Consider the following 13,027-nt stretch of genomic DNA (forward strand, 5'->3'; position numbering starts at 1 on the left):
ATACCCAATGGATTTCAAGTTGCATCGCGGCGGCAAGGGAATTCATCCTCGGGAGCATAGATAACTATGTGACCGGAGTGAATAAGTGCAGCCAACAAAGAGGTAACTTGAAAGACGAAGGGTATACGTTTAAAGAAGTCACATTTCTGGAGAGTAAGATGCAGAAAAAAGCTGAGTTGTATCGTGGAAAGGCAAAAACAGTGTATTCCACTGAAAACCCTGACCTGCTTGTACTGGAATTCCGTAATGATACATCAGCATTGGATGGTGAACGCATTGAGCAGTTTGATCGCAAAGGGATGGTGAATAATAAATTCAATCATTTCATTATGAATAAACTGGAAGAAGCGGGCATTCCGACGCAAATGGAACAGCTATTGTCAGATAACGAATCTCTGGTGAAAAAACTTGATATGGTGCCAGTGGAGTGCGTTATTCGTAACCGTGCTGCCGGTTCTCTCGTTAAGCGGCTGGGAGTTGAGGAAGGTATGGTGTTGAACCCACCTTTGTTTGACTTGTTCCTGAAAGATGATGCTAAACACGATCCTATGGTTAATGAATCCTATTGTGAAACATTTGGCTGGGTCAACAAAGAGCATTTGGCCGAAATGAAACGCCTAAGCTACAAGGCCAATGAAGTGTTAAGTAAATTGTTTGATGATGCCGGTTTGATTTTGGTGGATTTCAAATTGGAATTTGGGCTGTTCAACGGGAAGGTCGTGCTGGGAGATGAGTTTTCACCGGATGGTAGCCGCTTGTGGGACAAACAGACGATGGACAAGATGGATAAAGATCGTTTCCGTCAGAGCCTCGGTGGTTTAATTGAAGCGTATGAAGAGGTTGCACACCGTATCGGCGTTATTTTGGATTAGTTACGCAAACGATTACCTAGGGGCATTTTTTAAATTTGTCCCTTCATATGGCAAGATGCTCCCACATTAAATAGAGCATCTTGTCCATATGTTGGTTATTGAATGAATATCAAAACCAGTATTTAATTTTTTCTCCCCAGCCTTCCCGGTTCATGCAATTGCGCATGTGTCTTCCTCTGGAATCCTGATTGACATCCATGGCATAACTTTCATTTGTCGGAAACGTTTGATCAAAATATCTCTCTTTCCCACATAGGTCGCTATTTGCGCAACGTTGTCTCATTGTATTGAAAACTGTTCGGGAAGCTACCTCATTTTTTACAGGAAATAATTTTAATGCTGATTCATGGCACATTTGTTTTGCTTTATTGAGTGAAGTAGCGTCACTCCTTATGGGCTCCCATTGCGTGGTGCACGCCGCCAATGAAGAACATACCATCATGGAAAATATTAGTTTTCTCATATCGTCTATATGAACGCATCCTGTTTGCAAGGTATTTCTTACAATCTTTCTGCATTCCTCCAGATAAAAGAGTTGATATTTATCAGTAAAATGCGGTTAAACCTGAAAGTTACTGACATTATTGAATTATCCGCTGGCCTACTTGCACCTTGAACGGGCATTGTAGTTATTTATCTTTGTTATTATTTAAATAAAGGGTATTAAAAAATGATAAAGTTTCACTATGTTACTTAGAAAATTTACTCATGTAACACAAAGTGTAACTCCACTTGAGTATTTTGGATTTCTTTTTATGAATTGTTGCTTTTTGGTTTAATTTAACTGATTTAGCTACGTGATTAATTATAGGATGGAAAATCCTTTTCTGCTGCAATGCCATCGGGAACTCATTGGGCAGGATATGTATTTATTAATATTATAAATTTCAGTGAGTAAGCATTAATTTAAGTTTTGGAAATAGGGTGGTTATGTTAAGTTTATTGTATAAATTTCAACATATTATTCTGCATGGTGACGGAGATTGTGTTGTATGATGCAAAGCATATCAAATGCTGTTGTGTAGGAAATAAAAATTAATGAGTCATATTGATCCAACTTTACTTATTTTGCTCGTATTGGCAGGGCTTGGGATTATCAGCCATAACATGACAGTTACACTGGCTATGTTATTTCTCTTGGTCGTTCGTATCACGCCATTGAATCAATTTTTTCCTTGGGTGGAAAAATATGGTTTGACGATAGGTGTTCTGGTTCTGACGATAGGTGTAATGTCACCGATCGCCAGCGGGAAAATCTCAGTACAAGAAATTTTAAACTCATTCCTGAATTGGAAATCATTGCTGGCAATTGCAGTTGGTGTTCTTGTGTCGTGGTTGGGGAGCCGAGGTGTCACTTTGATGTCTAATCAACCTTCAACTGTAGCGGGATTATTGGTCGGTACAATATTGGGGGTTGCTTTATTCAGAGGGGTTCCTGTCGGCCCATTGATCGCGGCGGGTATTTTATCAATGGTGATTGGTAAATCATGACGGTTTCGGTAAGCGTCTTAGGCAATGCATGGGGAAAGTTGCAGGCACAGATGCAGCAACAAGGGCAGCGCCGTTTGGTCGTATTGAGTGGTGAATCACAATGGAGTGCCTTGATAGTTTCCCAACTAAAAGAACAGTTTCAGGGAGACTGGTTAACAGTTTCATCGCATGAATCCGACGCCATTGAACCAAGCAAAGCCGTTAGTCTCCTTGGGCGTGAATTTTTGCATGGTGTTTTTGACGCGTCTCAGGGGTTTAATGCTGAGGCACTCGCGATACTGGCCGGTACGTTAAAGGCAGGAAGCTGGTTGATTATGCGCATTCCTGCCTGGGAACACTGGGCAGATAACCCGGATGAGGATAGTTCACGCTGGAATGAGTCACTAGGAACTATCTCCACACCTAATTTCGTGCATCACATTAAAAGCCAATTAATGAGTTATGAAGATGTTTTGTTATGGAAACAGGGGGGGCCTTTTCAAGTTTTACCATTGCCGCAATCGGAAAGATGGCAAATGCCGGATGGGGATCCCACGACTAGCCAGAAAGCCATTCTTGATGAATTATTGCAGGCTTCACAAGGTGTCTGGGTCGTTACCGCACCAAGAGGGCGAGGGAAATCTGCGTTGGCAGGAATGTTGGTAAGGCATTGGCAAGGTAAAGGTAAATGTTGGTTATGTGCACCAGCCAAAATTACAACGGAAGTTATTCGAAAGTACTCAGGCATTCCGGATACATTTGGTCAGGATATTGCGGAGCAGGAAACACCATTTTGGGCGGTAGACAATTTATTGAAATATTGCCGAGCTCCCGGTTTGCAATCAAATAATCATGGTCGAGAAAATAACCACGAAAACGTTGATTGGTTATTAATTGATGAAGCTGCTGCAATCCCAACGCCACAACTTGCGGAGCTGATCCGTTATTTCCCGCGAGTATTACTGACATCCACAGTTCAAGGTTATGAAGGTACGGGGCGTGGTTTCTTGTTGAAACTTTGTTCTGCGCTGCCAGAATGCCAGATTAGAGAATTGAAAACACCGATGCGTTGGGCTGAAAACGATCCATTGGAAACTTGGCTGGATAGTGCGTTGTTATTCGATGATAATCCGTGGCTTGCGGATCGGCCTGCTCACTTGCATTTTACTGAGGATGTGGTTTTTTCCGCTATCACGCAAGATATGTGGCTAAAACATCCCACATTATTGCGCCAGTTTTATGGGTTGTTGGCCAGCGCCCATTATCGAACCTCCCCCCTTGATTTACGCCGATTGCTGGATGGCAAAGGAATGAGTTTTCTGGCAGCCCAATTACACACTTCAAATGAGCAGCAAAATGCTCAACAACAATTGGTTGGGGCATTATGGATGGTAAATGAAGGCGGACTATCATCAACATTAGCCCATGAAATATGGGCTGGGCGGCGACGTCCCAGAGGAAATTTGGTTGCTCAATCTCTGGCGGCACACAGTGGCTTTCCTTGTGCGGCAACGCTGCGATCACAACGCATCAGCCGGGTTGCCGTACAAACACAATATCGCCGCCGTGGGATTGCCAATCATCTGATAACCCTGCAATGTCGGGAAGCCAATAAAAATAAGCTGGATTTCCTTTCTGTCAGTTTTGGTTATACCCAAGAACTCTGGTCTCTCTGGCAAAAATGCGGGTTCCGGTTGGTGAGAATGGGGACTCACCGTGAAGCGAGCAGCGGCTGCTACACGGCAATGGCTGTCTTACCGTTGAGTGACAAAGGCCATCAATTTGCCCAATCAGCGCAGCAACAATTATCTCGTGATGCAAAAGGGCTGGAATCATTACTCGGTTTTGCGCTTCCCGTTGAGTACATTAATGACGAGCGGCTTAACAGCAGTGATTGGCAGGAGTTATCTGGATTTGCATTCGCTCACCGGCCGTTGTCTGCATCCTATTTTTCATTACAGCGATTATTGCAGACAAGTGATTTAGCCTTGCCGGCATTGAGAAAATATTTCCATCAGCAGATAGATATTGAACAGTGCGCCCGCGAGTTATTATTGAACGGCCGCAAGGCGTTATTGAAACGGTGGCGGGAAGAGGTGGCTGACGCATTGGCAAGCATGGATAACATACTTGCCAATCAGTGGCGTCATTGGGTTATTTCTTACGATTCTGTTGAGGCCAGTCGTCCTCGTCATCCCATTGATCATTAAAATCCCGGTGCGGGGGTAATTCTGGTTTGTTATCCAAAAAAGTTTTTGGATTAACCCGGCTTAATGCTTTTACTGCATTAATAACAATGCCGATGAGTACTAGCAGAACGAGCCACCAATAATCTATCAACCAATGCATTTTACTCACCTTGAAATTATGTACATTACGGAGTGTGTCCGCGTTGGGGGTGCCAAGAGCCTTTTCCTTGGGGGTTCTTGTTCCCATTATCCATCACCTTTCAAGTTACAGTGCGTGATCGGCCTTACTTATCCCAACTACCGTTTTATAAACATCCGGTTAACAACCCTTGGCAGGTGCACTGCATTTTGAAATCCGTTGGATATAAAGCCTAATCAATTATAAGCCTAGCCAATAATTCTGATGTATTTATCAAATATATAGGATAGGTTGCTTCTCAACCAATTTATGCCGGCAATATCACGATCCTGCCAAACATCCAGCAACACTTGTTCATCAAATAAGCGCTCAGCTTCATGAGATATAGGCCAATAACTGATATGCCAAGGCTCATAAGCAACGCCCGCATCGTGTCGAGTAAACGGACGATAAAAATCATAATGAGACATGTTTTCCGTCAACCAATGAGTCAAAGGCTCAAAATAACCTCCGTTTTCATACTCCCAAGGCTCTAGCTGCAACTTTTTATCTTGCGGTAGCAGAAACGGATCATAGACATCCAGCTCTGTTCCCCAATGATGTCGGCTCGCCCCCGGCAGGGCAGACCAACGAAGAATTGCCTCACATAGCTCACCTTCGCTCATTTTTGAGATATCAAGTGGTTGGCTATTGTCATCCAGTACAGGGCGCTGGCCGCGAAACTTTTCATTCCAGATCGTTTGCTGGCGTGTGAAATCCCGAAACGAACTGGCGGGTTGTAGTTTAAATCCCGCCTGGGCAGCCTTGCGTTGCATGGCAAGAAACGCTTTAGTGGCATTGAACTGCAAGCGGTGATTGCCGGAAAGAGTGACCAGATGATCGGTGGACAGGCCAGTCAACATTTCAGGTGTCATCATTTGACCAATTGCTCCATGATACGTTGATAAATCAGGCTTAATTGCTGTAATTCAGCCACGTTGACGCACTCATTGACTTTATGGATTGTGGCATTAATTGGCCCCAATTCCACAACTTGTGCACCCATTTTGGCAATAAAGCGCCCGTCTGATGTACCGCCGCTGGTTGAAAGTTCGGGTTTGTACCCGCAATAATGTTCAATGGAATCCACGGTGGCATCGACAAGTTTGCCTTCACAAGTCAGGAAAGGTTGCCCGGACAGCCACCAATCAAGTTCGTATTTCAGCTTATGCTTATTCAGCATGTCTTCGACTTTCTGTCGGATCTCAGTGTCCGTCAGTTCCGTGCTGAAACGGAAATTAAATTGCACCCACAGCTTTCCTGGGATGATGTTATTGCTGCCGGTTCCTGCCTGAATATTGGCAATCTGCATACTTGTGGCAGGGAAAAACTCATTGCCTTCATCCCAGTGAGTATTGACCAGTTCTTGCAAAAAGGGCAGTGAACGGTGAATAGGGTTGTCTGCCAATTGAGGATAGGCAACATGCCCCTGAATGCCAAATATCGTCAGACTGGCTGTCAGAGAACCTCTCCGCCCATTCTTGATCATGTCCCCAAGCCGGTGTTGGCTGGAAGGCTCGCCCACCAGACAATAATCCAACCGTTCATTGCGGGCCATCAGTGTTTCGACGACTTTAACTGTACCGTTGATTGCCTTGGCTTCTTCATCGGAAGTGATTAAAAAGGCAAGGCGGCCTTTATGATCCGGATATTGCGCAACAAAACGCTCCGCCGCGACCACCATTGCGGCCAGAGAACTTTTCATATCTGCCGCACCACGGCCATACAGCATTCCGTCACGGATAGCTGGTTCAAAAGGTGGGGTTTGCCACTGTGACATATCGCCGGCAGGAACGACATCAGTGTGACCAGCAAGGGCAAAAGTTACCCCTGTACCACGATAAGCCCAGAAATTTTGGGTATCACCGAAAGGCATGCGTTCTATTGTGAAGCCAATATCTTGCAGGCGTTGAATGAGAATTTCCTGACAACCATGATCATCAGGGCTGACAGAAGGCTGCTTAATTAACTGCTGAGCCAAATCAATTACTGGGCAAACCATGGAGTGATCCTTATCTAGTCAAGCGAGAAAAATTGTTGATATTGTTCAGCCTTAAAGCCGAGTAGATACTTATCTGCGGATAATGCTGTTTTAGTTTTCTCTGAATGTGAGATCAAAAGCGGCCGTTTGATTATTGCAGGTTGTTCCAGCATCAATGCCTTGGCCGCTTCAGCATTATCAATGGCTGCCTTTTGCTCATCAGATAATTTGCGCCAAGTTGTACCACGGGTATTCAGCAGGGGTTCCCAGCCGATTTGTTCAACGAACGATTGGAGTAGCTCAGAGGACAGACCATCAACGCGATAGTCGTGAAACTGATAAGGGATCTCTTGGTCTTCTAGCCAGCGACGTGCTTTTTTTATGGTATCGCAGTTTTTTATGCCGTAAAGAATGAATGTCTTGTGAGAAGTGGTATCCGACATGATGAGATCCTTGGTCTTGTTTAACATATCCGACATAATGCGTGAAATTTCGTATTTTATCCAGATTGCATACTCTCTTGCACATACTTGCTGCGCGTATTTTCACCAATATTTTTCCATCAACATTTTTCAGTCAATATTCACGCCGCAGGCTTCAAATCATTTTCGATCTCGGAAGAGGATAGGGGGCATAAAAGAATAGGAGTGAATTAATTTGAATTAAAATAATAAACAAAATAAATAATATCTATATTCACTATATAGAAAACTAATTTATTTCAAATCAATTTGATATTTTCGGTAACTCACAATTTCCCTGCTGGCAAAACTTAGGGAAATTGTGTTTCATATTGAAGATGCAAAAGAAAATTCAAGGTCAGATTAAGGCTGCTTTTCTATGCTTCAAATAGATAATAGTGGCTTCGAGGCGGGAGCGGGATTTAAGTTTTTTCAATAAGTTACGGGTGTGAACTTTCACAGTTTCTTCAGAAATAAAAAGGAAGTCGGCAATTTCTTTGTTTGTCATGCCTTCTGAGATTTCTTTTAAGACATCCAATTCACGCTTAGTTAATTTTGATAATGGATCGACATAAAGATGGCGAGTGGATAAATATTGATGAACTTTTTCGCTGAACACTGCATGGCCATCAATTGCTTTTTTTATGTTGCTCAACAAAGGAGCAAGTTCAATGTCTTTTAATAAATAACCATTCGCACCTGCATCAACGGCATCATAAATATCACCGCGATGATCTGAATCTGAGAGTACAAGAATATAGGTATCAAGCCCTTTTCGGCGAAGTGACTTAATCGTATCAATTCCGGAAAGGCCGTGAATTTTCAGATCTATCAAAATAATGTCAGGCTTTATCTGGCAGGCGATATTTATTGCATCTTCACCATTGTCAGTTTCGGCTGTTACAATGAGTTCCCGTTCCAATTCGATCAAATCTTTTAAGCCATGACGAATGATAGGATGATCATCTACTATCATAACTGAATGATTATGCATATTCTTTCTCCCATATAGAAATGCAGCTTTTTTGTTTGATAAAACATAAAAGACAGGATTCTGCTTTATGTTAAATTGCTGTGTGATTTTTATGGATTATATTGAATCATCATTATTGAGATTCTGAAAATATATCCTGATATAAAAATAGAAATATCGCAAACAGGTTTATCCATTCAGATGAAATAAAATTCACTTTCATTAGAAAATGCGTTTCCCTAATTGCTAATAATTTTCTAAATAAATTTTTGGGATATTTTATAGATTAATTTTTGTTTTTGTAAACTTATTTTAAATATTAATTTTAAATCGACCATTTAATTAATTCATCAAGTTATTAATTGGAAGCCAAATACCTCTCTATAGGTATTATTAGGATAATATCCATATAATATTGGTTAATACAAAACCATGGTTTGCCGTTTTTTTGTTCTCTGATTTTGATGATTATGAACAAAATGCTGTTAACATCATGATTTAACCTTCCGTAACTATTATACTGGACGGATTTTGACTTCGACAGATGTGTAAAGGATCAGATAATGGATGAAAAATTAAAACAAAGTGCTCTTGATTTCCATGAATTTCCACAGCCAGGAAAAATCACAGTTACTCCGACCAAGCCACTCACGACACAACGTGATTTGGCGTTAGCATATTCGCCGGGTGTTGCCGCTCCATGTCTTGAGATAGCAGAAGATCCTTTGGCTGCTTATAAATATACAGCTCGTGGCAATCTTGTTGCGGTAATTTCCAATGGTACTGCTGTACTGGGGCTGGGCAACATTGGCGCTTTGGCCGGCAAGCCCGTTATGGAAGGCAAGGGAGTTTTGTTCAAGAAATTTTCTGGCATTGATGTTTTTGACATTGAAGTGGATGAAACTAACCCGGATAAATTAATTGATATCATTGCTGCGTTGGAACCCACTTTTGGTGGTATCAACCTTGAAGATATCAAAGCACCTGAGTGTTTCTATATTGAACAGAAACTCCGTGAGCGCATGAAAATCCCTGTATTCCATGATGACCAGCACGGTACGGCAATTATCTGTACCGCAGCCGTTCTGAATGGATTGCGGGTTGTTAATAAAGATATCAGCAAAGTACGCATGGTTGTCTCGGGAGCCGGGGCTGCTTCGATTGCGTGCATGAACTTGCTGGTGGCGTTGGGCCTGAAGCGTGAAAATATTGTCGTATGTGACTCGAAAGGCGTTATCTATCGTGGTCGCGAAGAGAATATGGAAAAAACCAAGGCGGATTATGCCATTGAAGATAACGGCAGCCGCACATTGGCGGATGTGATCCCGAATGCTGATATTTTCCTTGGCTGTTCTGGGCCGGGCGTTCTGACACAAGACATGGTGAAAACCATGGCACCATCCCCACTTATCATGGCACTGGCCAACCCTGAACCAGAAATCCTGCCGCCATTGGCAAAAGCTGTGCGCCCTGATGCAATTATTTGTACCGGTCGTTCTGATTTCCCGAATCAGGTCAATAACGTTCTCTGCTTCCCATTCATTTTCCGTGGCGCCTTGGATGTCGGGGCAACAACCATTAACGAAGAAATGAAACTTGCCTGTGTTCGCGCAATTGCAGATTTGGCACTGGCAGAGCAAAGTCAGGAAGTCGCTTCCGCCTATGGCGATCAAGACTTGTTCTTTGGCCCTGATTACATTATCCCGAAACCATTTGATCCTCGCCTGATTGTTAAAATCGCACCTGCCGTGGCAAAAGCGGCGATGGACTCCGGCGTGGCAACACGCCCTATTGCTGATTTCGGCGTATATATAGAGAAACTCAATGAGTTTGTTTATAAAACGAACTTGTTTATGAAACCTATTTTCTCTCAAGCGAAAAAAGAGAAAAAACGCATCGTACTGGCGGAAGGGGAAGATATTCGCGTACTGCATGCTACGCAAGAACTGGTTTCCCTTGGTCTGGCATTCCCGATTTTGATTGGTCGCCCAAGCGTCATTGAAATGCGGATCAAAAAACAAGGCCTGCATATTGAAGCCGGTAAGGATTTTGAAGTCGTAAACAATGAAAATGACCCACGCTTCAAAGAGTATTGGCAAGAATACTACCAAATCATGAAGCGCCGTGGTGTTTCGCCAGAGCAGGCACGTCGTGCAGTGATTGGCAATCCAACACTCATTGGGGCAATCATGGTACACCGTGGTGAAGCAGATGGCCTGATTTGCGGTACGGTAGGCAGTTACAATGAACATTACCAAATCGTGAAAGAAGTCTTTGGTTTCCGTCAGGGCGTACACACCGCAGGTGCGATGAATGCCTTGCTGCTGCCGATGGGAAATACATTTATTGCCGATACCTACGTCAATGAAAATCCAAGTCCGGAAGAATTGGCTGAAATTACGCTGATGGCGGCTGAAACCGTTCGTCGTTTTGGTATTGAACCTAAAGTGGCCTTGCTGTCACGTTCAAGTTTTGGCTCTTCAGATTGTGAATCTGCGCAAAAAATGCGTAAGACATTGGAGTTGGTTCAGCAAATGGCCCCAACACTTGAAATTGATGGCGAAATGCACGGAGATGCCGCGTTAGTGGAAAGTATTCGTCGTGACATCATGCCGGATAGCCCATTAAAAGGCTCTGCGAATTTGTTGATCATGCCAAATATGGAAGCAGCCCGCATTAGCTATAACTTATTGCGTGTGACCAGTTCAGACGGAGTCACGGTTGGGCCAGTTTTGATGGGGGTGTCTAAACCTGTCCATATTCTGACCCCGATTGCTTCTGTGCGCCGTATCGTGAACATGGTGGCATTGGCGGCAGTTGAAGCACAAACAAACCCACTATAACCCACAATTCTAATATTCTCGGTCTCAGTTATGAAACCGAGAATGATTTGTGTGATACCCCGCCAATACTTCCCTTGACGGGGTATTTTTATTTGTAAATAATTCTCATTATCTATAATATGCGGCAAATTTTATTTTGATAATGAATAACTATGAAAAAATTTACCCGCATAAAATCGACATTTTTAATTTGTTCTCTTTTGGCTGGCAGTTTTGTACTCAACGGTTGTGCCGGCGCCCCCGGTAATGCAAAAAAAACCTCTCAGGTAGTATTTCAAACCCTTCCTGCTGAATTAACCCAATCGGGTGCTGTAGTGGAGATGAAAACAGGGAAAGCAATTACACCTGACGAGTTACTTGAGCGTTTGGCTGCTTATCCTCGCGTTGTGGTGGGGGAAAAACACGATAACCCTTACCATCATCAAATAGAGTTATGGTTGGTGCAACAACTGGAACAGAAACGCCCTCATGGTTCTGTATTACTGGAAATGATTAACCCAGATCAGCAAGAAAAAGTGAATAAAGTGAAAAGTTGGTTGCAGGGTGATCCGCTTGTCAGGAGTGAGCGAATTCAACAGCTACTGGCTTGGCAACAGGGGTGGCCTTGGGAATGGTATGGTGATTTGACGATGGCACTGATGAAAGCACCTTATCCATTACTGGCTGCCAATATGGATCGCAGTGAAATTAACCAGGCTTATAAAGAGCACAAAATAGGGGATAAAACATCATTAGTACCTGATGATGTTAAAAAATTGATTGAAGCGACCATCAAGAATTCTCATGGCGAAGACATAGAGGAACAGCAACTCTCCGCCATGACGAAAATCCAACAAATGCGCGACCGCCGCATGGCTGAACAACTCATCAAAGCACCGTCACCGGCCTTGCTATTTGCGGGGGGATATCATGCTGCGAAAGCCATGGGTGTGCCTCAACATGTGAAGCAGATCGCATCAAACGAAAAAATAATTGTTCTGATGATTGCAGAGCAAGGCGTTTCTTTGAACAGTGAGTATGCAGATTTTGTCTGGTTTACACCAAAAATGAGTGAAAAAGTAACCAAATAATATTAGTTATCACATGGATGTGCATAAGTAATAAATAAAAATAGTTTTCATTTATATATACAATTGATTATCATTCAGACCCATTTATTATTGACAAAATGTGCTACAAGAAATGTTAACGTACACCACGTATCAAAATGTTCACACGGGTCACGTGACAAAATCCTTACTCGCTGCGATCGCACTCCATGCCGTGATAGTTGGCTGGTTGGTTTACAAACCTGCGGATGTTGATATTGAGGAGTTTCTGCCTCCACCTGCGGTTATGGTTGAATTGTCAATGCAGACGGAAGCAATACATAAGATACAAAATCAACCCGTTGGTGTTGAGCAGATAATGTCTACCACCAGTAAGCAGCAGGAAAGCAAGGTTGATGAAGTTAACATGCCAAAACTGGATGTAAACGAGGATGCGCTTCTTTTGGTGAATAAACAGAAGAAAAAGCAGAAAGAGCGGGATGCTCCTAAAAAAACACAACCTGTTGAGCGCGCAAAAGCAAAAGAGCAAGAAAATGACAAGTCGCAAGCTAATGCGGCACCAACGACCAGTAATGCAACCGCAAGCAACGTCACTACCCGTACAGCAGCTGCTTATGAAAGTAGTTCGGATACAGTTGCTGATGCCAAGGCAGTATGGCAGGCAGAGGTTACCGGGCATTTGAATCGTTATAAAAAATACCCGCAGGACGCGAAAAGAAGAAATAGAACAGGGCGCCCTGTAGTGAAATTTACTGTTAATCAACAGGGAGTTGTCCTTGATAGTAATTTAATACGCCCTTCTGGGACTAACTCTCTCGACAGAGAAGCTAGAATGGTATTGGAAAGGGCGCAACCTTTACCTGCGCCTCCTGAGGTTATTTTAACGAATGGCAGGATTACCGTTGAACTGCCGATAGACTTTTATTTATCCCAATAAAAATACAGGATTGATGGCATGTCTGAGGATAAAAAAGCTTTTTCGACAAATATCAAAAAGTCATATATAAAAAA

The 13,027-nt window shown here is 43.0% G+C and carries 11 protein-coding genes; 6 read left to right on the forward strand and 5 right to left on the reverse strand.

All coding sequences use genetic code 11. The features are described from left to right. Positions 1-158 precede the first annotated feature (158 nt). The 3 genes from purC to FE392_RS12195 all read left to right on the forward strand — a co-directional run bounded on the left by purC (position 159) and on the right by FE392_RS12195 (position 4,552). A complete protein-coding gene (gene purC / locus FE392_RS12185) occupies positions 159-872 on the forward strand; it encodes a phosphoribosylaminoimidazolesuccinocarboxamide synthase (protein WP_319930627.1) in 714 nt (237 codons plus the stop codon). 1,038 nt (positions 873-1,910) lie between these two features. After that, positions 1,911-2,363 carry a DUF441 domain-containing protein gene (locus tag FE392_RS12190; RefSeq protein WP_319930500.1) on the forward strand — a complete coding sequence of 151 codons (453 nt, stop codon included), beginning with the start codon at positions 1,911-1,913 and terminating at the stop codon, positions 2,361-2,363. Continuing rightward, positions 2,360-4,552 carry a tRNA(Met) cytidine acetyltransferase TmcA gene (locus tag FE392_RS12195; RefSeq protein ID WP_319930501.1) on the forward strand — a complete coding sequence of 731 codons (2,193 nt, stop codon included), beginning with the start codon at positions 2,360-2,362 and terminating at the stop codon, positions 4,550-4,552. Before FE392_RS12190 ends, FE392_RS12195 begins: the two co-directional genes overlap by 4 nt. On the opposite strand, the gene FE392_RS12200 is transcribed toward FE392_RS12195, so the two are convergent. The 5 genes from FE392_RS12200 to FE392_RS12220 all read right to left on the reverse strand — a co-directional run bounded on the left by FE392_RS12200 (position 4,497) and on the right by FE392_RS12220 (position 8,145). After that, the gene (locus tag FE392_RS12200; RefSeq protein ID WP_319930628.1) at positions 4,497-4,691 is read right to left on the reverse strand and encodes a YpfN family protein; all 195 of its coding nucleotides are present in this window, start codon (positions 4,689-4,691) and stop codon (positions 4,497-4,499) included. The genes FE392_RS12195 and FE392_RS12200 overlap by 56 nt on opposite strands. Positions 4,692-4,918: 227 nt before the next feature. After that, positions 4,919-5,587, reverse strand: coding sequence for a M15 family metallopeptidase (locus FE392_RS12205; protein ID WP_319930502.1), 669 nt, complete (start codon positions 5,585-5,587; stop codon positions 4,919-4,921). Continuing rightward, positions 5,584-6,711, reverse strand: coding sequence for a succinyl-diaminopimelate desuccinylase (dapE, locus tag FE392_RS12210; protein WP_319930503.1), 1,128 nt, complete (start codon positions 6,709-6,711; stop codon positions 5,584-5,586). Before dapE ends, FE392_RS12205 begins: the two co-directional genes overlap by 4 nt. A gap of 14 nt (positions 6,712-6,725) precedes the next feature. Next, positions 6,726-7,133 (reverse strand): ArsC family reductase, encoded by a 408-nt coding sequence (locus FE392_RS12215; protein ID WP_319930504.1) that lies wholly within the window; start codon positions 7,131-7,133, stop codon positions 6,726-6,728. Between the two features lie 376 nt (positions 7,134-7,509). Then, positions 7,510-8,145 (reverse strand): response regulator, encoded by a 636-nt coding sequence (locus FE392_RS12220; RefSeq protein WP_092509195.1) that lies wholly within the window; start codon positions 8,143-8,145, stop codon positions 7,510-7,512. A 542-nt stretch (positions 8,146-8,687) separates the two neighbouring features. Between FE392_RS12220 and maeB the strand changes: the two genes are divergently transcribed. The 3 genes from maeB (at position 8,688) to FE392_RS12235 (ending at position 12,953) form a co-directional block, all read left to right on the forward strand. Next, positions 8,688-10,967 carry an NADP-dependent oxaloacetate-decarboxylating malate dehydrogenase gene (gene maeB / locus FE392_RS12225; RefSeq protein ID WP_319930505.1) on the forward strand — a complete coding sequence of 760 codons (2,280 nt, stop codon included), beginning with the start codon at positions 8,688-8,690 and terminating at the stop codon, positions 10,965-10,967. A 152-nt stretch (positions 10,968-11,119) separates the two neighbouring features. Then, positions 11,120-12,037 (forward strand): ChaN family lipoprotein, encoded by a 918-nt coding sequence (locus FE392_RS12230; RefSeq protein WP_319930506.1) that lies wholly within the window; start codon positions 11,120-11,122, stop codon positions 12,035-12,037. 154 nt (positions 12,038-12,191) lie between these two features. Further along, positions 12,192-12,953, forward strand: coding sequence for a TonB family protein (locus tag FE392_RS12235; RefSeq protein ID WP_319930507.1), 762 nt, complete (start codon positions 12,192-12,194; stop codon positions 12,951-12,953). Positions 12,954-13,027: the final 74 nt, after the last annotated feature.

This window comes from Xenorhabdus santafensis, assembly GCF_033949405.1.
In the GTDB taxonomy this organism is placed as follows: Bacteria; Pseudomonadota; Gammaproteobacteria; order Enterobacterales; family Enterobacteriaceae; genus Xenorhabdus; species Xenorhabdus santafensis.

Bases quoted from the DNA above. Each gene is read 5' to 3' on its own strand.
- purC (WP_319930627.1), top strand. From the start codon at position 159: ATGCAGAAAAAAGCTGAGTTGTATCGTGGAAAGGCAAAAACAGTGTAT.
- FE392_RS12190 (WP_319930500.1), top strand. From the start codon at position 1,911: ATGAGTCATATTGATCCAACTTTACTTATTTTGCTCGTATTGGCAGGG.
- FE392_RS12195 (WP_319930501.1), top strand. From the start codon at position 2,360: ATGACGGTTTCGGTAAGCGTCTTAGGCAATGCATGGGGAAAGTTGCAG.
- FE392_RS12200 (WP_319930628.1), bottom strand. From the start codon at position 4,691: ATGCATTGGTTGATAGATTATTGGTGGCTCGTTCTGCTAGTACTCATC.
- FE392_RS12205 (WP_319930502.1), bottom strand. From the start codon at position 5,587: ATGATGACACCTGAAATGTTGACTGGCCTGTCCACCGATCATCTGGTC.
- dapE (WP_319930503.1), bottom strand. From the start codon at position 6,711: ATGGTTTGCCCAGTAATTGATTTGGCTCAGCAGTTAATTAAGCAGCCT.
- FE392_RS12215 (WP_319930504.1), bottom strand. From the start codon at position 7,133: ATGTCGGATACCACTTCTCACAAGACATTCATTCTTTACGGCATAAAA.
- FE392_RS12220 (WP_092509195.1), bottom strand. From the start codon at position 8,145: ATGCATAATCATTCAGTTATGATAGTAGATGATCATCCTATCATTCGT.
- maeB (WP_319930505.1), top strand. From the start codon at position 8,688: ATGGATGAAAAATTAAAACAAAGTGCTCTTGATTTCCATGAATTTCCA.
- FE392_RS12230 (WP_319930506.1), top strand. From the start codon at position 11,120: ATGAAAAAATTTACCCGCATAAAATCGACATTTTTAATTTGTTCTCTT.